At 35.8% G+C, this 20,165-nt stretch carries 13 protein-coding genes; 10 read left to right on the forward strand and 3 right to left on the reverse strand.

The genetic code is table 11. The annotated features are described in order from the left end of the window. Window positions 1-158: 158 nt before the first annotated feature. From EG344_RS19315 to EG344_RS19345, 7 genes are all read left to right on the forward strand, one after another. Window positions 159-2,663 (forward strand): PIG-L family deacetylase, encoded by a 2,505-nt coding sequence (locus EG344_RS19315; protein WP_123910993.1) that lies wholly within the window; start codon window positions 159-161, stop codon window positions 2,661-2,663. 100 nt (window positions 2,664-2,763) lie between these two features. Further along, on the forward strand, window positions 2,764-4,455 hold the full coding sequence (locus EG344_RS19320; protein WP_123910994.1) for a sodium:solute symporter: 1,692 nt from the start codon (window positions 2,764-2,766) through the stop codon (window positions 4,453-4,455). 35 nt (window positions 4,456-4,490) lie between these two features. Next, window positions 4,491-5,009: a DUF2911 domain-containing protein gene (locus EG344_RS19325; RefSeq protein WP_123910995.1), complete on the forward strand. Its 519-nt coding sequence runs from the start codon at window positions 4,491-4,493 to the stop codon at window positions 5,007-5,009. Window positions 5,010-5,389: 380 nt separating this feature from the next. After that, complete coding sequence (gene tkt, locus EG344_RS19330) at window positions 5,390-7,399, forward strand: transketolase (protein WP_123910996.1); 2,010 nt, start codon at window positions 5,390-5,392, stop codon at window positions 7,397-7,399. 69 nt (window positions 7,400-7,468) lie between these two features. After that, the gene (locus EG344_RS19335) at window positions 7,469-7,933 is read left to right on the forward strand and encodes an RpiB/LacA/LacB family sugar-phosphate isomerase (RefSeq protein ID WP_228412774.1); all 465 of its coding nucleotides are present in this window, start codon (window positions 7,469-7,471) and stop codon (window positions 7,931-7,933) included. A 132-nt stretch (window positions 7,934-8,065) separates the two neighbouring features. Continuing rightward, the gene (gene zwf / locus EG344_RS19340) at window positions 8,066-9,580 is read left to right on the forward strand and encodes a glucose-6-phosphate dehydrogenase (RefSeq protein WP_123910997.1); all 1,515 of its coding nucleotides are present in this window, start codon (window positions 8,066-8,068) and stop codon (window positions 9,578-9,580) included. A gap of 410 nt (window positions 9,581-9,990) precedes the next feature. Next, window positions 9,991-10,851, forward strand: coding sequence for a YXWGXW repeat-containing protein (locus EG344_RS19345; protein ID WP_228412775.1), 861 nt, complete (start codon window positions 9,991-9,993; stop codon window positions 10,849-10,851). Window positions 10,852-11,028: 177 nt separating this feature from the next. Here EG344_RS19345 and EG344_RS19350 read toward each other — a convergent pair whose 3' ends face one another. Together EG344_RS19350 and EG344_RS19355 are read right to left on the reverse strand one after the other, a co-directional pair. Beyond that, window positions 11,029-11,649 (reverse strand): response regulator transcription factor, encoded by a 621-nt coding sequence (locus EG344_RS19350; RefSeq protein WP_123910998.1) that lies wholly within the window; start codon window positions 11,647-11,649, stop codon window positions 11,029-11,031. A gap of 4 nt (window positions 11,650-11,653) precedes the next feature. After that, a complete protein-coding gene (locus tag EG344_RS19355) occupies window positions 11,654-13,642 on the reverse strand; it encodes a sensor histidine kinase (protein WP_123910999.1) in 1,989 nt (662 codons plus the stop codon). A 133-nt stretch (window positions 13,643-13,775) separates the two neighbouring features. Here EG344_RS19355 and EG344_RS19360 point away from each other — a divergent pair, with 133 nt between their 5' ends. After that, complete coding sequence (locus EG344_RS19360; RefSeq protein WP_123911000.1) at window positions 13,776-14,807, forward strand: LamG-like jellyroll fold domain-containing protein; 1,032 nt, start codon at window positions 13,776-13,778, stop codon at window positions 14,805-14,807. Between the two features lie 263 nt (window positions 14,808-15,070). Here the strand turns inward: EG344_RS19360 and EG344_RS19365 are convergent, their stop codons facing one another. Further along, window positions 15,071-15,439: a hypothetical protein gene (locus EG344_RS19365; protein ID WP_123911001.1), complete on the reverse strand. Its 369-nt coding sequence runs from the start codon at window positions 15,437-15,439 to the stop codon at window positions 15,071-15,073. A gap of 519 nt (window positions 15,440-15,958) precedes the next feature. On the opposite strand from EG344_RS19365, the gene EG344_RS19370 reads away from it, so the two are divergent. Further along, window positions 15,959-18,277 (forward strand): ATP-dependent nuclease, encoded by a 2,319-nt coding sequence (locus tag EG344_RS19370; RefSeq protein ID WP_228412776.1) that lies wholly within the window; start codon window positions 15,959-15,961, stop codon window positions 18,275-18,277. After that, on the forward strand, window positions 18,270-20,162 hold the full coding sequence (locus tag EG344_RS19375; RefSeq protein ID WP_123911002.1) for a UvrD-helicase domain-containing protein: 1,893 nt from the start codon (window positions 18,270-18,272) through the stop codon (window positions 20,160-20,162). Before EG344_RS19370 ends, EG344_RS19375 begins: the two co-directional genes overlap by 8 nt. The last annotated feature ends 3 nt before the right edge of the window (window positions 20,163-20,165 follow it).

Consider the following 20,165-nt stretch of genomic DNA (forward strand, 5'->3'; position numbering starts at 1 on the left):
AGCTTTTGTGTCTCCTTTGGGGTTTAATAAAAAAGTTTAAACAGCTTTATAGATAATTAGCAATAAAGTTTGTTTTATTTTGTGAAATTCAGAGTCTGATTCTTTTACTATTGAAAGAAAGATGATTTACTTATATTTGCCCTGCAAAGCAAATCTAAATGTTCAAAAAAGTAATCACTGTATTTATCCTTAGCTTTTATACGGGTTTTTGTTCGGCCCAACAGGTTCGGCCCTCCAAATCATCTGAAATTTACCGCGATCTCAAAACGCTTAAAAAGCTGCCTAAAGTTTTATACCTTGCAGCGCATCCCGACGATGAAAACACAGGATTACTTTCCTGGTTAATCAACGACCAAAATGTAGAAACGGGCTATTTGTCTTTAACGAGAGGCGATGGTGGTCAGAATTTATTAGGGACAGAGCAAGGGGCTGCATTGGGTTTAATCAGAACGCATGAGCTTTTGGAAGCGAGAAAGTTAGACGGTGCCCAACAGTTTTTTACCCGTGCGATTGATTTCGGGTTCTCTAAAAATACCACCGATACTTTTAAACAATGGGATGCAGACAGCATTACAGCGGATGTGGTTTGGGTCATCCGTAAATTCCGTCCTGATGTTATTATTTGTCGTTTTCCTCCTACTGCTGCGGCAGGCCACGGACAACATGCGGCTTCGGCTGTAGTGGCAGAAAAGGCTTTTAAGCTGGCAGGGGATAAAAATGCTTTTCCAGATCAATTAAAATATGTCAATGTATGGCAGCCTAAACGCGTATTGTGGAATACTTTCCGATTTGGTGGGGTTAATACAACAGCTGAAAACCAACTGAAAGTTACCGTTGGACAATATGATGCGCAACTGGGAATGGGCTATGGTGAATTGGCAGGATTGAGCAGAAGTTTACATAAAAGCCAGGGGGCAGGAACACAGTCTGTAGCCGGTATCAGAACTGAATATTTTGCCCATGTTATGGGTGAACCTGCAAAAACAACACTTTTTGACGGAATCTCTAAAACCTGGACTTCACAAGGAAATGCTGACATTGACCAGACACTAGATACAATTATTTCCGCTTTCAATTTCAATAATCCGGACCTTAGTTTACCTGCTTTGCTTGCCTTGCGAAAAAAGGTGATGGCGTTAAAAGATACAGATCTGAAAAGGGATAAACTTCAATCTCTTGACCAAATCATTTTAAGCTGTGCCGGATTTATGGGCGAGGTAGTGACCAATCAGGCTGAAGCTGTTGCCGGAGACCATTACAATTTCAGGTTAAATCTGATATCAAGAGCTACAAATCCTGTTGTTTTAGACCATGTAAAGTGGCTAGGTCAGTCAGAAAGCTTCAATAAAAAACTTTCAAAAGATTCTTTAATTACCATTCAGCATGACATTCAGATTCCTGCTGATGCAGCACTCACGGAACCTTACTGGTTAGCAAAACCTCCTACGAACGCAGCAACTTTCTCTGTTCCGAATGAGACTTTAGTCGGTTTGCCTGAAGCAGAATCACCATTGAATGTTTGGGTTGGTTTAAAAATCGGTTCTGAAAATTTTCAGGTTAAACTTCCTTTATCTTTCAAGAAATTAGACCCGGTGCGTGGAGATGTCGTTGAAGCCTTGCGCATTGTTCCTGCAATAGAACTGAAATTTACACAGCCATTGTATGTGGCCAAAGACAATGAAGATGTACATTTGAGTTTAAATCTTAAGGCTAATTCTAATAAACCGTATAGTAAGGGGGTTCTAAACCTGATGTATAACGGAGAACAATTAGGCAGTGCTGATGTTAATTCGATCAATGGGAAAAATACTACCATCGATTACGTTATTCCAAAAGCTAAGCTTGCCGCAATACACTCATCTCGTCTGCAATTGGATGCCAATTTTGTTGCAGATGGAGTTACCTATCATAAAAAACAAATAGTAATTCAGTACCCGCATTTACCTTCCTTGCAATATTTTGAGCCTGCAACAGCCACTGTAATGAAGGGCGATATTAAGGCAAAGGTTAAGAAAGTAGGGTATATAGAAGGTGCGGGCGATTTCATTCCCGAATTCCTACGCATTGCAGGGATTCAGGTAGAGGTCCTGAAAGACGAAGATTTTTATGGCAACATAGATGGATCTGGCGGAAATGGTAGTCAAAACAAGCTATCGCAATATGATGCCATTGTATTGGGTGTCCGTGCCAATAACACAGAGAAAAAGCTGGGTCGCTGGATGCCTTTTTTATGGTCTTATGCAAAAGCGGGAGGTAATTTGGTGATGCAGTACAATACCAACCAGGATACATCCGTTGACCAATTGGGAATGTACAATTTCAGCATTGCCAATAAGAGGGTTACCGAAGAAAATGCTGCGGTTACGTTGTTAAATCCCAATCATAAGTTACTGAACTTTCCGAACAAAATTACTACAGATGATTTTAAAGGCTGGGTGCAGGAGCGTGGTGCCTATTTCCCTGCCCAATGGGATGCAGCATATGAACCGCTTTTTGAAATGCACGATACAGATGAAGAACCTTTGAAAGGATCAACTTTATATGCTAAATATGGGAAGGGTAATTTTATTTATACCCCGTTGGCATTTTTCAGACAGCTGCCTGCAGGAAATGTGGGTGCGGCACGTTTATTTTTAAACTTTTTATCTGCACAGAAAAACTGATGAACAAGCAACTTAAAAATTGGAATATCTGGTACATACTATTAGCTGTTGCATTAGTATTGCAGATCGCATTTTATTATTGGTTTACTAAATTCTGGGCATGAGTACTATAGATTGGACAGTTCTTATTTTTACACTTGTTGTAGTGGTGGTTTACGGCGTATTGATCGGTCGTGGCCAAAAAAGCAACGAATCTTACCTGAAAGCAGATAATAAAATGCCTTGGTATATTGTGCTTTTAGGGATTATGGCTACCCAGGCAAGTGCCATTACCTTTCTTTCAGCACCGGGCCAGGCGTATACAGACGGGATGCGTTTCGTGCAGTATTATTTTGGTTTGCCTTTGGCGATGATTGTGATCTGTATCACTTTTATCCCGATTTTTCAGCGTTTAAATGTTTACACTGCTTATGAATATTTAGAAAACCGTTTTGATAAAAAAACAAGGGTACTTACCTCATTGCTTTTTCTTTTTTCGAGAGGTTTATCAACAGGAATCAGTATTTACGCTCCGAGTATCATCTTGTCAAGCGTTTTAAACTGGAATATTTACTTAACCAATGTTTTAACAGGAGGTATTCTGCTGATTTATACCTATGTTGGTGGAGCAAAAGCAATTGCTCATACCCAAAAATTACAGTTTCTCATTATTCTGGGAACCATGGCTTTTGCAGGGTATCTGCTTATTCAGAATATGCCAAATGGAATTGGTTTTAACGATGCGCTTTATCTGGCAGGGAAATCAGGAAAGCTCAATGTTATCACCACAGAATTCGATTGGAAAGATAAATACAATATCTGGAGCGGGCTGATTGGTGGTTTTTTTCTGGCACTTTCTTATTTTGGTACTGACCAGAGTCAGGTAGGGAGGTATATTACAGCAAAAGATAATACCAATGCAAAAATGGGTTTGTTGTTGAATGGATTGGTTAAAATTCCGATGCAGTTTGCAATTCTCCTGATCGGTGCTTTGCTTTTCGCTTTCTTTTCCCTGAAACCGGCTCCAATTTATTTTAACGAACGCTCTTATCAATATTTAAAGGAAACAAAACCTGAACAGGCTGCCGTTTTTGAAAAAGAGCATCAGGATTTACAACTTAAATTCAATGCAGAATCAAAAGAAATTCTAAAGTTGAAAGAGACTCATTCGCCCGAACTCAATAAAACAATTCAGGATTTTAAAAACACACAAACCGAAGTAAAAGCACTTCACGGAAGGGTAGAGGAAGCAATTAATCATTCAAACTATAATGCGGAGAAAACGGATACCAATTACATTTTCCTGTATTTCGTAAAAAATACCTTGCCTGTAGGGATGATCGGGTTACTGTTTGCTGTCATTTTTCTGGCCAGCTGGGGTTCCATTTCGGCAGCACTGAATTCTCTTGCTGCCTGCTCATTAAAAGATGTTCATCTGATATTTAAAAAAGAAATTCCTGATGATGCCACCGAATTGAAGTATAGTCGACTGCACACTTTGGCCTGGGGTATTTTCTCAATCGGTGTTGCCATGTTTGCAACGCAGATGGGTTCCCTTATTGAAGCGGTTAACGTATTAGGTTCTCTTTTCTACGGCCCGATATTAGGGATTTTTCTGGTCGCATTTTACTACAAAAAGATTACCGGTTCCAATGTATTTATAGCGGCGATATTATCAGAAATTACGGTGATTGCCGTTTATCAGTTTGATATCGTTTCGTTTCTTTGGCTTAATGTAATTGGGGCAGCGGCAGTCATAATATTTTCTGCAATCGGGCTATTGTTTTATAAGCCGAAAGAAGTAAATTCGTAAACAAACAATAATAAAAACAAATAAATAAGAATAGTATGAAAACAATGATTAAATCAGTGGTCGTAGTTATGGCTGCCATGACAATTTCAGTGAATGCATTTGCTCAGGAGGCTAAAAAACCAGCTAGCCCTCCGGCTACGGCAACCGGAAAAATTAAAGATGCAACTATTACAATAGCTTATAGCAGTCCTTCTGTAAAAGGACGTACCATCTGGGGTGGTTTAGAAGCGTATAATAAAGTGTGGCGCGCAGGTGCCAATGAAGCCACAACTTTCGAAACGGATAAAGATATTACTGTTCAGGGTAAAAAACTGGCTAAAGGTAAATATAGCTTTTTCTTAATTCCTAAAGAAAGCGGAACCTGGACTGCCATCTTTAACAAAGAGCCAAAACAATGGGGTGCTTATAAATATGAAGAAGCAAAAGATGCTTTACGTGTTGATGTAAAAACAAAAGCTTTACCAGCCACACAGGAAACTTTAGTGTATAAAATAAACAATAATGGATTCACAATGGATTGGGATAAAATCTCAGTTCCTGTAGAGGTCAAATAAATGTAAATAGAAGAATTTAAAATCCCGGTTAATCCGGGATTTTTTTTTGTTTAAAATTTTAATACTGTATCAAAGATTACAATAACTTTACTGGATAATCGCTCGCGTAGATCACTGAATTTCCCGATTCAGAAATAAATCATACCGGTTCTGATCCTTTCATTTGTTAATTGTACCATTCCATAAATTGTCCTCAGGCTTTTCCTGTTACCGTCTTGTTTAGATTTTTTGAAGAATAGAATCTTTTATTTTTAAATGGTCACAGTTTTGATGTAAAAAGAAGGAACATTGAATTCAGAAACTGAAAACAAAAAATTCAAAATGTTTTTCGATCTTTTTCTTTTACCCATTTACAAAAATTATTAATTAAAAATGTAACAATGGAAAATAAAAACTTAACTCAAAAAAGTATTGATACAGTAAGGGTTCTCTCAGCAGACGCAGTACAGAAAGCAAATTCAGGACATCCGGGAACGCCAATGGCTTTAGCACCACTGGGACATTTGTTATGGTCTGAAGTTATGCATTACAGTCCACAAAATCCAGGATGGGCCAATCGGGATAGGTTTGTTCTTTCTTGTGGTCATGCCTGCATGCTGCAATACTGCTATTTATATTTGACAGGGTATAACGTTACATTAAGTGACATAGAAAATTTCAGACAGCTGCACAGTATTACTGCGGGTCATCCCGAATATGGGCTCACTCCGGGAATTGAAGTGACGACCGGCCCATTGGGGCAGGGATTTGCGAACGGAGTAGGAATGGCGATCGCTCAGCAATATATGGCAAAACGTTACAATCAACCGGATTTTAATATTTTTGATTATAAAATTTATGCCATATGCAGTGACGGTGATATAATGGAAGGTGTTTCTGCAGAAGCAGCATCGCTTGCCGGACATCTTGGTTTAGGAAATATGATTTATTTCTACGACAGCAACCATATTACGATTGAAGGGAATACTGATCTGGCCTTTGATGAAGATGTTTCCAGGAGATTTGAAGCGTACGGATGGCATGTACAAAATGTACCGGATATTAATGACCTTGAAGCATTATCCATTGCCATCAGGAATGCACAAAAAGAAACAGGACGCCCTTCTTTAATAAAAGTTCGTAGCCATATCGGTTATGGAAGTCCCAATAAACATGATTCGGCGTCAGCACATGGCTCACCTCTGGGAAAAGAAGAAGTTCGTTTAGTAAAAGAAAATTTCGGATTTGATCCTGAAAAAAGTTTCATCGTGCCTCATGATGTATTGGATTTTTATCGTGAAGCAGGCAGGAAATCCTCAGAGAATGAGGATGAATGGAATACCTTGTTTGAACGTTACAAGAAAAAGTATCCTGATCTTGCTGAAGAATACGAGTCTATCTCTTCCGGAAAATTACCTCAGGGCTGGGAAGAAAAGCTGCCGGTATTTGAACAAGGGGAAGATATGGCAACCCGTAAGGCTTCTGGTAAAACACTAAATGCGATCGCAGAATATTTACCTCAATTAATAGGCGGTTCAGCAGATTTGTCGCCTTCTACAAATACAGTTCTGGAAGCTTATTCATCATTTTCCACAGCCAACCGGGACGGTCGTAATTTCCATTTTGGAATCCGCGAGCATGCCATGGGAGCTGTGCTTAACGGAATGGCTTTAAGCAATTATTTAATTCCATACGGCGCAACATTTTTAATATTTTCAGATTATATGCGTCCGCCACTTCGGCTTGCAGCGATTATGAAAATACGCCAGATCATGGTCTTTACCCACGATAGTATTGGTCTCGGAGAAGATGGGACAACGCATCAGCCGGTAGAACAACTGATCGGATTGCGGACTGTTCCGAATATGACCGTTATTCGTCCGGCGGATGCAAACGAAACCGTACATGCATGGCGGGTTGCGATTGAACACAAAGAAGGACCTGTTGCTATTGCACTGACCAGGCAGGAAATTCCGGTTATCGATCAAAAAAAATATACGGATGCCAAAAACCTGGAGAAAGGGGCTTATATTCTTTCAGATTCGGAAGGAGAACCTGATATGATCTTAATTGCCAGTGGATCTGAAGTTCATTTAATTTTGAAAGCTCAGGAAGAACTGAAGAAAAATAAGATTGACGCCCGTGTGGTAAGCATGCCTTCCTGGAATTTATTTGATCAGCAGGCTGATGCCTATAAAGAAAAGGTTTTACCCAAAAAAATCCGTAAGCGATTGGCTGTCGAAGCGGGTTCATCAATGGGATGGATGAAATATACAACTGACGATGGTGATATAATCGGAATCGACAAATTTGGAGAATCTGCACCGGGAGAAGAAATCATGAAAGAATACGGATTTAGCATTGAAAATATAGTACAAAGAGCGGTTGTTTTATTTTCGAAAAACATATAAATTTTTTACGACCTTAGTATGTATTCTTTACGATGACAAAAATATTTTAGAATTAAATAATAAATTGGAATGTCGGTATTCATAAAAATTGGAATCTGTGCAGATCACGGTGGTTTTGAACTTAAGGAAAAAATAAAATCTTTTTTGGCTGAAAATCAATTCGAACCGGTAGATTATGGCGCAATGGAGCTTAATAGTGCAGATGATTTTCCGGATTTTGTAATTCCACTTGCAAAAGCCGTGGCTTCGAAAGAAGTTTTCCGCGGTATTGCAATTTGTGGCAGTGGGGTGGGAGCCTGTGTTGTTGCCAATAAAATTCCCGGTATTCGGGCCGCATTGATCACAGATTATTTCTCGGCACATCAGGGTGTTGAAGATGATGATATGAATTTAATCTGTCTCGGCGGACGGGTCACAGGTTATGCAATGGCCGAAGAATTGGTTTTAGCTTTTCTTAATGCAAAATTCATCGGAGCTGAAAGACATCTGCGACGCCTGGGGAAAATTCGGAATCTGGAAGATCGTCCATCATGATAAGTGTTTTAAAAGCTTAGTATTCTAAAGCAATCAATGAATGACGGGCTGTTTTTCATATGAAATGGGTGATGAAAAATTTTAAAAACTAACCTGTTGTTTTAATTTAAGTTTAAAAAAAGTAAATAAAAAATGTCAAAAACTTCAGATACAAAAGTAGACCCTACAGTCTTAATTATTTTCGGAGGAAACGGAGATTTGACTCAGCGGAAAATCATTCCTGCATTGTATAATCTCTTTCTTGAAAACAGATTGCCTGAAAAATTCGCTATTATAGGAACTTCAAGAACAGAATTGAGTGATCAGGAATATCGGGATTCCCTGTTGGAAGGGATCAATCAGTTTTCCAGAACAGGGAAGGCTAAAAAAGAGAAGTGGGCAGAGTTTTCTTCAAATATTTCGTATCAGGCAGCTGATATCAATGATGTAGCTTCTTACAATAAATTTTATTTGAAAGTAAGTAAGCTGAAGGAAGAGTGGAAACAGAATCCTTCAATACTGTATTATTGTGCTGTTTCACCGGATTTGTTCTGTACCATTGCAGAGAATATTTCCAAAAGCAAACTGGAGAATGACCAGAAAACCGCTCGCATCATCATTGAGAAACCATTTGGCAGAGATCTGGAATCTGCAAGGGCTTTAAACGCAAACTTACTGACCATTTTTGATGAAAAGCAAATCTACAGGATAGATCATTATTTGGGAAAAGAAGTAGTTCAGAATGTGATGGCTTTTCGCTTTGCCAATACCATTATGGAACCATTATGGAACCGTACACATATCGAACATGTTCAGATCTCGGTGACCGAACAGATTGGTGTAGAAAATAGAGGAAGTTATTTTGACCGTGCAGGCATCTTGAGGGATATGATCCAAAACCATTTGCTGCAATTGTTATGTATTGTTGCCATGGAACCGCCTATCAACTTCGATGCCGACCTTGTGCGTGACCGGAAGGTGGATGTTTTGAAGGCTATCCGGAAAATTATTCCGGGTAAAATTGATACCATAGCTGTCAGAGGGCAATATGGATCAGGCTGGGTTGAGGGGAAAGAGGTTCCCGGTTATCCTGAAGAAACTGATGTGCAGGCAGATTCAAATACTGAAACCTATGCCGCTATGAAATTCAATATCGATAACTGGCGCTGGCAGGGTGTTCCTTTTTATTTGCGAACCGGTAAAAGACTCTCTAAAACAGCTTCCTATATCGTGGTGCAATTTCGGGAAGTGCCACATAATATGTTCAATAATGAAGAACACGCTATTCCAAAACAGAACAGGCTCATTATTAGTATCCAACCAGATATGTCGATTAAATTTCAGCTTGAAAGCAAAACGCCGGGTCTTGAAATGATGCTGAATACGGTGGACATGGTATTTGATTATTCGGAAAAAACAAAGACCGAGTCGCCGGAGGCTTATGAAACACTATTGTTAGATGTTATTTCGGGAGATCAGACCTTATTTATGCGGGCTGATCAAGTGGAGGAAGCGTGGAAAGTTGTCATGCCGATTCTTGATCATTGGGAAAATAGTAAAATGACAAGTTTCCCGAATTACCCTGCCAACTCATGGGGCCCTGAAAATGCAGATGCACTCATTGCCAAAGACGGTTTTCACTGGATCAATTTACCTCAAAAAAAATAGTATGACCAAAAATGTTACGTTTCTAAATCTAATTAAAGTAGACCGTTTTGATAACCGTTTTATTTTTAAAGACTGAAATTATATAAAAATTTTTGAGCTTACACCATTTGTTTTTTGTCCTCTCAATAATATTGTATTCATTTAGTTTTCAATATTTAATATAATTTTAATTTTATTGATGCTTAATTCGTGAGATTGGTCTGTAGTTTGGATATAAATGATTGGAAAAAGGATATTATTCAATAGAAAATAAATAATGGTTTTATTTTATTAACATTAATATCTTTATCCCCAAAAATAATTAAGAGTAATCCCCATACATTATAGTTTTTCAATTGTAATTTTTTGATAACTATAACCTCTATGAGGTATGATATAATAATTTAAATCAAACCTTAAATCTCTTTTTTATGAAAACAAACACAATTTCCTATCATGAAGACGTATTTCTAATGAAGGATGATATGATCTCAGAAGGTACTCAATTGCTTGCTGCAAAATTGTACCTGGCTCTGAAAAAATTGATAATGCTTTCCATTATTGTTCTCTTTGCAACAACTTCTTTTTTTGCACAGAATACTGGGTATATTGATGATCAAACGACTGTTACTGTAAAAACTCAGCTTGCACCACCTGCATTACCGGATTATGTACAGCCTCCGTGTCCGGGAGATGGTTATTTGTGGACCCCGGGATATTGGGCCTGGGATGTGAGTGGATATTACTGGGTTCCAGGAGTCTGGATTTTGCCTCCTTCTGTTGGCCTATTGTGGACACCTGGATACTGGGGATTCTACGATAGCTTCTACGGATGGCATCCTGGATATTGGGGACCTAGAGTAGGGTATTATGGAGGAATCAACTATGGTTTCGGATATTTTGGAAGCGGTTTCTATGGCGGAAGATGGGATCATGGCCATTTTATGTACAACACTTCAGTATGGAGAGTGAATAATAATATTCACAACACCTACATCAATAAAGTGAATATTGTCAATAACAATCGTATGAGCTTTAATGGAGGAAAAGGCGTAATGTATCATCCGAATAAAGATGAAATGGATGGTATGCGTGATAACCGGGTTTCCGCAAGCAAAGAACAAATGGATCATGAAATGAATATGAGGAATAATATGGGACAATTTCATCATAATTCCGGCCCAATGATCCACAGCATGAACTTTCCGGGCGGACAGGGATTTGACAGAGGAGGAAGAGAAATGGGAATGGGAGGAATGCACAGAAGTGGTGGTGGAAGAGGCAGAAGATAAACGAATTCCCGATCTTATAGGTAATAAAAAAACCGTTTCACTATTGGTATGAGACGGTTTTTTATTTTGAAGCAGTTTATTTTTTTCATGATGTATTAAAGTTTTCTTACCCTTGCCATATTCGCTTTATCATACATTTCATAATTTAGTTCACCCATCTGAATAACCAGAGATCTTTCATTTTTTATAATTCTGTATAGCCCAAATCAGTAATGCATTTTTTTCTTTTGGAATGCCCAGTTTTTCTATAATTCTGGTACGGTGTCCTTCTACTGTTTTTTCAGACAGGAAAAGTAGTTCTGCAATTTGCTTACTGGTTTTTTGACCCGCTATTAATTCTATTATTTTTCTTTCAGAAAGTGTTAATAGGTTGAGTTTGCCAAGGTCATCCGTGTGTTCTATGGTGTAATTTTGAAGTAAAGCTCCGGAATAATATTTCTTTCCTAAAGCAATTTCTTTCATACATTTTTCTAAATCGGGGCAAGCTTTTTCTTTTAAAATATAGCCATCTACTTCAAATTCTTTTGCTTTGTTCAGAACTCCAGTTTCATTGTGCATCGTAAGGATGATCACTTTGGTATGCCATTTATTTTCCATTACTTTTTTGGCCACTTCCAATCCGTCCAGACCGGGCATATTTAAATCTAAAACCGCTACATCCGGCAAATAAATCTGAATGTAATTAAGTGCAGCCGTTCCATTAGAGCAGGCACTCACTACGTTATATCCCAAATTGGTAAGGTAAGAAACGGTTCCATTCAGGGTTAAAGGATGATCGTCTGCAACTAGAATTTTCATTGTATTATTTTTTTATTTGTACCACTATTTTTGTGCCTTTCTCAGTGGATGTGATAGTGGCTTGTCCACCAATTGCTTTGCTTCTTTCTATGATATTGTGTAAACCAAAAGCATCCTTTTTTTCCAGCGTTTCCTTTACATTAAACCCTTTTCCATTATCCATAATTTCTAAAATAACGCTGTCTTTGTTTTCTGTTAAAATTACTTTTGCGGCGATAGCATCCGCGTATTTTATAATATTTGAAACAGCTTCCTGCACAATTCTATAGATTTGTAATTCTTTTTCAGTCGTGAGACCATCCTGGTAATGGATTTCGGATGAGATCATAAAACGATGGGTATTTTGGATACGTTCTATGAATTGTTCTAAACTGGCTTCGAGTCCTATTTTTTCAAAAAGAACGGGATGTAAATTTCTGCTGATGGCTCTGATGTCATTAATAATGCTATCCACCTTGTCGTTTAATTGAAGCTGGCTTACCTCAAACGAATGCTTAAGCGACAATAGTTCATGGCTCACACTGTCATGGAGATCAGAGGCGATTCTTTTGCGTTCTTCCTCGGTTTTATCCAGAAGGTTTTTGGTAAATTGCAATGATCTTTCTTTTTCTAAAGACAATTTCTTTTGTTTTTGCTTTAAATAATAAATAATAATGGCTAATAACAAGGCAATAAAAACGAGTATTAAAGCCACAATAACAGCATTTTTATTGATAATAGTTTCTTGTTGGAGTTTAATTTCCTGCTCTTTTTCTTTCGTTTCATATTTTGCTGCGAGTTCTAAATTGATCAGCTTACTTTTTGCGCTCGATAAGCTGTCCTTTGTACGGTACACTTCATTATTATAAAAAACAACCTTGTCTGGATCTCTGCTTTGAATTGCTTTTTCTAATAAAACATTATAAAATAGGTTAGCTCTTTCGTAGTTTTTATGTTCAAGCAAATTGGGTAGTGAATTTTCTATATATTTTGTGTTACACGTTTTTACATCTCTGGCGATTTGATATAAAGCTAATGTTGCCTGGTAATCCTTTTGCCAATTTTGAGAGGTATTTTTTTCTGCAACAGGCTTTATTCTGTCTAAAACTATTTGGGCCTCGTTTAATCTATTTTCTTCAATTAAAGCTTCTATTTCGTAATCTGAAATACCAAGCAGAAGTACATCATTATCATATTGACTGGCTAAATATTCTTTATAAGTTTCGTGGATGTATTTATTTTTCAACTGATGCTGATTAAAGAAACCATACACAGAACATTTGTTGTATTTGCCCATAAAATAATCATAGGTGTTCCCGATTTCCTTAGAGATCTTTATCGCTTCATCCGCACTTGCGACCGCCTTTTGGAAAGAACCATTTGCTTTGTAGATATTGACATAATTCGACTCTACAGAAGCTATACTTTCCCGATCTCTGATTCTTATGGAGTAGTTTCTTGATTTTTCATTCGCTTCTATGCTATTTTTTAAATCCCCTAAAACAAAATAAGTATATGATAAATCATAATAAGCACGGGCTATTTTGTAACAGCTTTTATAATCATCCGGTTCTAAGGCTGTAATTTTTAAAAAGTAATCCTTAGCCTTGTTGAGATGGTCTCTGTCAAATTCTAAATTGCCATAATAACTATCAATGTAAATTGTTTTTATCAGTGGTAATTCTCTTCTATACCTTTCATCAAATTCTTTTACAACGTTGGTAAGACGAGGGTCAAAATCATAAAAATAAATAAATTTTGTAGTCACTAAATCCAGAATTTTGGAAGCGTCTGAATAATCACCTTTTGCCATTTTACTTTGATAGTAGTCTAAAAAAACTTTCAGGTAACGTTCTTTATCTGCGTTATAGTTTTCATTTTTTCTTAACCAGACTTTTGTAGGCTCTTCTTTTGGCGGAGTTACTTTTTCAAAATAAAAATTTTCCTTTTTTTCTCTGCATGATAATGTGAAAAAAGTAATGAATAAGAATATGATTTTCTTAATCGTAGGCATACCTATATTTTTTTACAAATGTATCAATTTCTAATATTGAAAATTATACAATCTTCAATTCAGGGGTTTACCCTTATATGAATCTCCGGAAGAATAATACAATTTTGTGAAGTAATTAATAAAAATTCTTATCATGAAAAGAAAAATACTTTTAATGCCTTTCAAACTAAATTTTCAAAAAATTTGGGTTGCCTATTTTTTAATGATTTTCCAATTTGGATTTTCTCAGCAAGGATCAGCGTTGGATTTTGATGGCGCAAACGATTATGTAAACTGTGGAAGCATTTTACCTACAAGTTATACCAAAGAAGCTTGGATTTATGTGAAAAGTTTAAGCACCCAGAACAACATTATCTCTGGTGGTGATTCGGATGGGCTGCACGCTTTCTGGATCCCCAATAGTTCCGGTAAACTTTCTGCTGGGCATAATGGTGGTTGGTTTAGTGTGGAAGACTCCGTGCCATTGTCTATTAATACTTGGTATCACGTTGCAGTAACTTATGATGCTGCTACTAGTACAATGAAATTGTATAAAAATGGAGAATTAGTTGATACCAATAATGATATTGACCCAGTTGAAGGAGGAAATATGGTTAGATTAGGCGCTTTTAATAATGCTGCCAATAGCTTTACAGGAACTATGGATGAAGTAAGAATCTGGAATAGAGCTTTATCTCCCGGTGAAATAACAAGCCATATGAATTGTGAGCTGTCGGGTCCGGGAATAGGATTAATGGCGTATTATAAATTCAATCAGGGCGTTGCTAATGCGAATAATGCTTCCATAACAACCTTGCAAGACAGCAGTGGAAATAATTACAATGGAACTCTTATTGGTTTTGCTTTAAACGGCAACTCTTCTAACTGGGTTGGCAATAGTATTATAAATACCGGGACTACATGTTCTGGTTCTTTAAATGTATCGTCAGTAGAAAAAACGAAATTTAAATTCTTTCCTAATCCTGCTACAAACAAGGTGTTCCTGAGATCCGAACAACCTATTGTAAATGTTGAAGTGATTAACTTTCTAGGACAAACTCTTATAAAACAGGAAATAAGCAGTGGGGAAGCAGAAATTAATTTGTCATCTCTTATTCCAGCCTCTTATTGGATTAGGGTAAAAACAGAAAAAGGTATTGAGACCATAAAAATCATTAAAAAATAAAGACGGTAGAAATTCACTTTCTTAATAAGGGATGTAGAATAGAAACATTATTTAAATTATTATTTCCTGGCAGTCTGATCAGGTATTGTTGTGGGTATGGCTTTCTCTGAGGCATACTCACATCTTTTTCAAAAATTGTTATAGAGAGTTCAACGATAATTGCTTTGGATGATTTAGCAGAATGGTTAAAAAAAGAGCATTGATTTTTATAATCAATGCTCTTTTTTTATTGTGATAATTTATCTGTTCAGATAAGCCTGTTTTTATTGTTCTTCAAGAACTCCAATAGCATAAGGAGTTTTGTCTTCCTTTTTTTCAAAAATGTAAAATCTGTAAGCGGATGGAGATATTTCGTCTTTCACTAAAGTAACAAAGCCTGTGGGTGTACATTTATCAAGACCCTCTTCAATTACTTCTTTAAATAAGATTTTTTTTCCTTCCTCTTTTATCAGAGTCCATTTACCGGAGCATCCTAATACAGGATAAGAAACTACAACATTTTGTTTTGTAGACAGATTAACATTAATAGCCCAAGCTTCATTTTCTCCCTTTTGAAACCCTACTCCTGTAAGTTGTTGAGAAAATAACAGGGCAGAAGGTAATAAGGTTAAAAGTGAAATAATTTTTTTCATATAGATAATTAATTAAAATGTGACGGTTTGATGAGGTTTTAAATAAAAATAGCACCAGTATTATTGGTGCTATTTTCAGTTTTTGTGAACTTGACAGGACGCTATCCAAACTCTTTTTTTGCTGATATAGAAAATGTTTTAATATTAATGCATTGAAAATAAATCGTTTAAATACGCTGTATTTTTATTTGAATTCTGTTAGGTTATGCGATTATTATCATATTTTGTAAAGTAACAAAGTCTACGAGTCAAATTAGATATTTAAGCAAAGGCTTCGTAAGATGTCTGTTTATATCTTAAATTTTCTTACTGACAGATTTGAGAAATAATACAGTTCAATAAAGGTTCTATATAATGAAAACTTCAAATAGACTTTTTAAAATATTTTGAAATTAAGCCGGAATAAACAAATTGTGTAATCCTCTTTTATTATTTTCAAAATGGTTTGAGCTCTCTTAATTTTAATAATTAAAAAATGATTTTCTGAGTTTTGATTGCGTATGAATTTTTCTTAATATTATGATTAATAAAATCTCAAAACTAACCATGAAAATTAACTGTTTTAGGATTCAAAACTTCCGCCGTTTTAAAAATATTCTTGTGGATGTTGAGTCTGATATTTCTATTCTTGTTGGAGCTAATAACAGTGGTAAAACCTCAGCTACTCATGCCTTAGATATGTTTGTAAACAATCAAAAGGATAAATTCACTATTTATGATTTCAATTCAAGTTGTTGGTCAATTATTAATGACATTGGTGATGATCCTAATCAGAGTATTATTGATGATATTGAGCTTCCACAAATAAGTTTAGATTTATGGTTTAACATCAGAGAAACTGATTTGCACAGAGTTTTATATCTTTTGCCAGACTTAACTTGGGAAGGTTCAATAATTGGACTTAGAATTGTATTTCAGCCTAAAAGTAGTAGGGAAACATTAGTTAGATTTATGGAATCTAAAGCTAAGGTTGCTAAGTATGTGCCAAAAGAAAAAGATAAAAAATACAAGCCTTGGCCTAAAAATCTGATTGATTTTTTAAGTAAGCACTTAAGTCAGGAGTATGAATTTAGATATTATTCCCTAGATCAATCAAAGTTTGACGAACAATTTAATCAGAAAGAAAACTATACACCGCTTTTATTACAAAATGATAAGAGTAAACCATTAGTAAAATCACTACTTAGAGTAGATACTTTACATGCTCAAAGGTATCTTTCAGATCAAGCCTCAAACGCTCGATCTGAAGACCTTTCTAAGTGCTTGAGTCGTTTTTATAAAAGAAATCTTGAAAAAAGAGAAGATGACCATGATGCATTAAGTGCTTTATTTGACTCTGAAACCCAATTAAATGAACACTTAAAAAGTGTTTTTAATGACATGTTAGAAAGGCTTGGAGAATTGGGATACCCTGGTGTTTCCAATCCTCATCTAGTTATTAAATCAGCATTGAATCCAACTACTATAATGAGCCAAGATACAAAGGTTCATTATTCTATGGATGGGACTTCAAACGGACTTACGCTGCCGGATAACTATAATGGCTTAGGTTTTAAAAACTTAATATACATGGTTGTAGAACTATTAGATTTACAGGCCCAATGGATAGATGAAAAAGAAGATAGAGCCTTATTACAACTGATTATAATTGAAGAACCTGAAGCCCATTTGCATGCACAACTACAACAAGTCTTTATAAGGCAAATATTAAATATTTTGAAGATTACAGATGAAGATGCTTATTATTATGGAATGCAGTTAGCAGTAACAACACATTCACCTCATATTTTGTATGAAAGAGGTTTTAAACCTGTAAGATATTTTAGAAGAGAGGGGATTGCAGGTACTGACCAACATTCTGTTGCTTTAAATCTTTCTACATTTTATAAGGATGAGCCAGAAAAATATTTTTTTGAAAGATACATGAAAATGACACATTGTGATCTTTTTTTTGCAGATGCTGCAATTCTGGTTGAAGGAAATGTCGAAAGAATATTATTACCTGCGATGATTGAAAAATCTGCGGATAATTTAACCAAAGCCTATTTGAGTATTTTAGAAGTCGGTGGGGCTTATGCTTATAAGTTTAAAAGCTTGATCGAATTTTTAGGTATACCAGCGTTAGTTATTACTGATCTTGATAGTGTAAAACAAAAAACAGTAGATGGTAGTGCCAATATGGGTGATGAAGATGAAGACGATGAAGATGTTGAATTGGAAATTTCTGATTCTGCTGAATCTGGAGAAATAATAAAAAAATATCTTATAGGAAAAGCATGTCTACCTGACTTTGAAAATGCAATTACTTCTAACCAAACACTTGTTAAATGGCTGCCTAAGAAAGTATTAATTTCTGATCTTTTAGCTTGTAATAGTGAAAATCTAATTCAGAACCCAACAGAAGCTAGTTTGTCGACAGTATATATTACATTTCAAAGAATGGTAGAAATAATTTGGGGTGAGGAAAAACATATGGTAGTAGGTAGGACCTTGGAGGAAGCTTTTGGTTTAGAAAACACAGAATGGTGTCAGTCATCAGAGGGAAAACATGTGGGACTAAAACTTAGAACTAAACCTAAAAGCATAACTGAACTAACTGAAAAAATACATAAGCGTGTAAAATCTAATTCATTTAACAAAACAAGCTTTGCGTTAGGGGTTTTATCTTCAAGTTCAGAGGAGTGGATTGTGCCTAAATATATAGAAGAAGGGCTAAAATGGTTAGACCGTCAAGTAAAGGTAGATATTCCAATTGTACCTAAAGAAATACTGGAGGAAAATATTCATAGTGATATGACTAGCGCCGAGTATGAATCTAAAAAACAATCCAATGACTAAAAGATTAAATTCTCCCGATACTGAAGCTGATGTTAAATTAAAAACCTGTTTAGACAAATTTCCTCGAGTAAGTTTTAATATGATTGCTGGTGCAGGTTCAGGTAAGACAACATCACTTGTTAAAGCATTAAATCATATAATCACAACAAAGGGGGATGTTTTGAGAAGAAGAGGGCAACAAGTAGCTTGTATTACTTATACTGAGATAGCTGCACAAGAAATTTGGAATGATGTTGAAAGTAATCCTCTTGTGCATGTTTCTACTATTCATAGCTTTCTTTGGACTATAATCAAACCTTTCCAAAAAGATATTAAGAAGTGGGTGATCCAGCGTATCGGTGAAAAACAGTTTGATATAAAATCAAAAATAGATAATCCACGTACAAGAATATCCAAAGATAAGCTTTATAGACAATTAGAAAAATTAAATTTTCAAGCATTAACAATCGAAAGTATACCTTATTTTGGTTATGGTACAGGTAGTAATTATAGTAAAGGTATTCTTGGACATGATGATATTATTAAATTGGCCATTTCAATGATTGAGGATTTTAAAATGCTTGGTACAATTGTTAGTCAAAAATATCCATATATATTCGTTGATGAAAGTCAGGATACTTTTCCACATATAGTTACCTCATTTAAAAAAATTGATTCATTACATAGTGAAACATTTTGTTTGGGTTTTTTTGGGGATCCCATGCAGAAAATTTTCCCGACTGGTGTCGGAGAAATTCCTGTTGAGGAAAAATGGGAGACGATTACTAAACCAGAGAATTTTAGATGCTCACAACAAATATTAAAAACTATAAATGCAATTAGAAAACCAGCAGATGGATTAGAGCAAATAGGAGGACGTATTGAGGAAGGTGAACCTGTAGAAGGAAGTTCACAAATATTTATATTACCAATCGATGAATTCCGAACTGAAAATGTGAACAAAGTTCAACAATGGATGGCTGAAAGTCAAAAAGATGTATCATGGCTGTCTGATAATATTAAAATTTTAGTTATTGTCCATAGAATGGCTGCTATTAGATTAGGATTCCCTAATCTTTATGCTTCAATGAATGACACTGCGCCTTCTGCATTTAAAGATGGACTTCTTGATGGTAGTGCTTGGCCACTCAAGCCATTTATGAATTTTGTTCTTCCAGTCGTAGAATTTTATAATAAGGGATCAAATTTCGATATTTTAAATATTCTTCGTAATCAATGTCCAAAATTATCAAATGGGACTTTAAAAGGGACCGAACTACGAAAGGCTTTGGTTGATCTAAAAATAGCCACTGACAAATTAATAGAGATGATGGATATTTCATCAAACTCTACTGTACTAGATGTATTTAAAATTATTCAAGATAATAATCTGATCGTTTTGGATGAAAGAATAGTTGCCCACTTAAGCGGAACAATAGCAAGCGAGTTTATTGAACAAAATGATGGTGATGATGATTCTTTAGCTATTGAGATAGATGCAATGCAAAGATACTTTGCATGCAAAGCAAACGAATTCTTAGGTTATAAAAAATACTGTGATGATGAATCTCCATTTGCGACACAGCAAGGTATTAAAGGAGCTGAATTCGAAAAAGTCATTACAATTTTAGATGATGATGAAAGTTCTCATAATCTTTTTTCATATGATAAATATTTTGGTATTATTCCTCTTTCAGATACAGATGAAAAAAATATTGAAGATGGAAAAGATAATGTGATAGCTAGAACCAGAAGACTTTTTTATGTTTCTTGTTCACGAGCGAGAAAGGATCTTGTGGTAATATATTTTAATGCAGATGTCGATGCCGCTAAAAAACTAATTGGAGCTACAGATATTTTTGCTACTGCTAATATTTATACTGTTAAAGATTTATCTCAAAATTGATCC

The sequence above is a fragment of the Chryseobacterium sp. G0162 genome (assembly GCF_003815715.1).
Taxonomy (GTDB): Bacteria; Bacteroidota; Bacteroidia; order Flavobacteriales; family Weeksellaceae; genus Chryseobacterium.

Bases quoted from the DNA above. Each gene is read 5' to 3' on its own strand.
- EG344_RS19315 (WP_123910993.1), top strand. From the start codon at position 159: ATGTTCAAAAAAGTAATCACTGTATTTATCCTTAGCTTTTATACGGGT.
- EG344_RS19320 (WP_123910994.1), top strand. From the start codon at position 2,764: ATGAGTACTATAGATTGGACAGTTCTTATTTTTACACTTGTTGTAGTG.
- EG344_RS19325 (WP_123910995.1), top strand. From the start codon at position 4,491: ATGAAAACAATGATTAAATCAGTGGTCGTAGTTATGGCTGCCATGACA.
- tkt (WP_123910996.1), top strand. From the start codon at position 5,390: ATGGAAAATAAAAACTTAACTCAAAAAAGTATTGATACAGTAAGGGTT.
- EG344_RS19335 (WP_228412774.1), top strand. From the start codon at position 7,469: ATGTCGGTATTCATAAAAATTGGAATCTGTGCAGATCACGGTGGTTTT.
- zwf (WP_123910997.1), top strand. From the start codon at position 8,066: ATGTCAAAAACTTCAGATACAAAAGTAGACCCTACAGTCTTAATTATT.
- EG344_RS19345 (WP_228412775.1), top strand. From the start codon at position 9,991: ATGAAAACAAACACAATTTCCTATCATGAAGACGTATTTCTAATGAAG.
- EG344_RS19350 (WP_123910998.1), bottom strand. From the start codon at position 11,649: ATGAAAATTCTAGTTGCAGACGATCATCCTTTAACCCTGAATGGAACC.
- EG344_RS19355 (WP_123910999.1), bottom strand. From the start codon at position 13,642: ATGCCTACGATTAAGAAAATCATATTCTTATTCATTACTTTTTTCACA.
- EG344_RS19360 (WP_123911000.1), top strand. From the start codon at position 13,776: ATGAAAAGAAAAATACTTTTAATGCCTTTCAAACTAAATTTTCAAAAA.
- EG344_RS19365 (WP_123911001.1), bottom strand. From the start codon at position 15,439: ATGAAAAAAATTATTTCACTTTTAACCTTATTACCTTCTGCCCTGTTA.
- EG344_RS19370 (WP_228412776.1), top strand. From the start codon at position 15,959: ATGATTAATAAAATCTCAAAACTAACCATGAAAATTAACTGTTTTAGG.
- EG344_RS19375 (WP_123911002.1), top strand. From the start codon at position 18,270: ATGACTAAAAGATTAAATTCTCCCGATACTGAAGCTGATGTTAAATTA.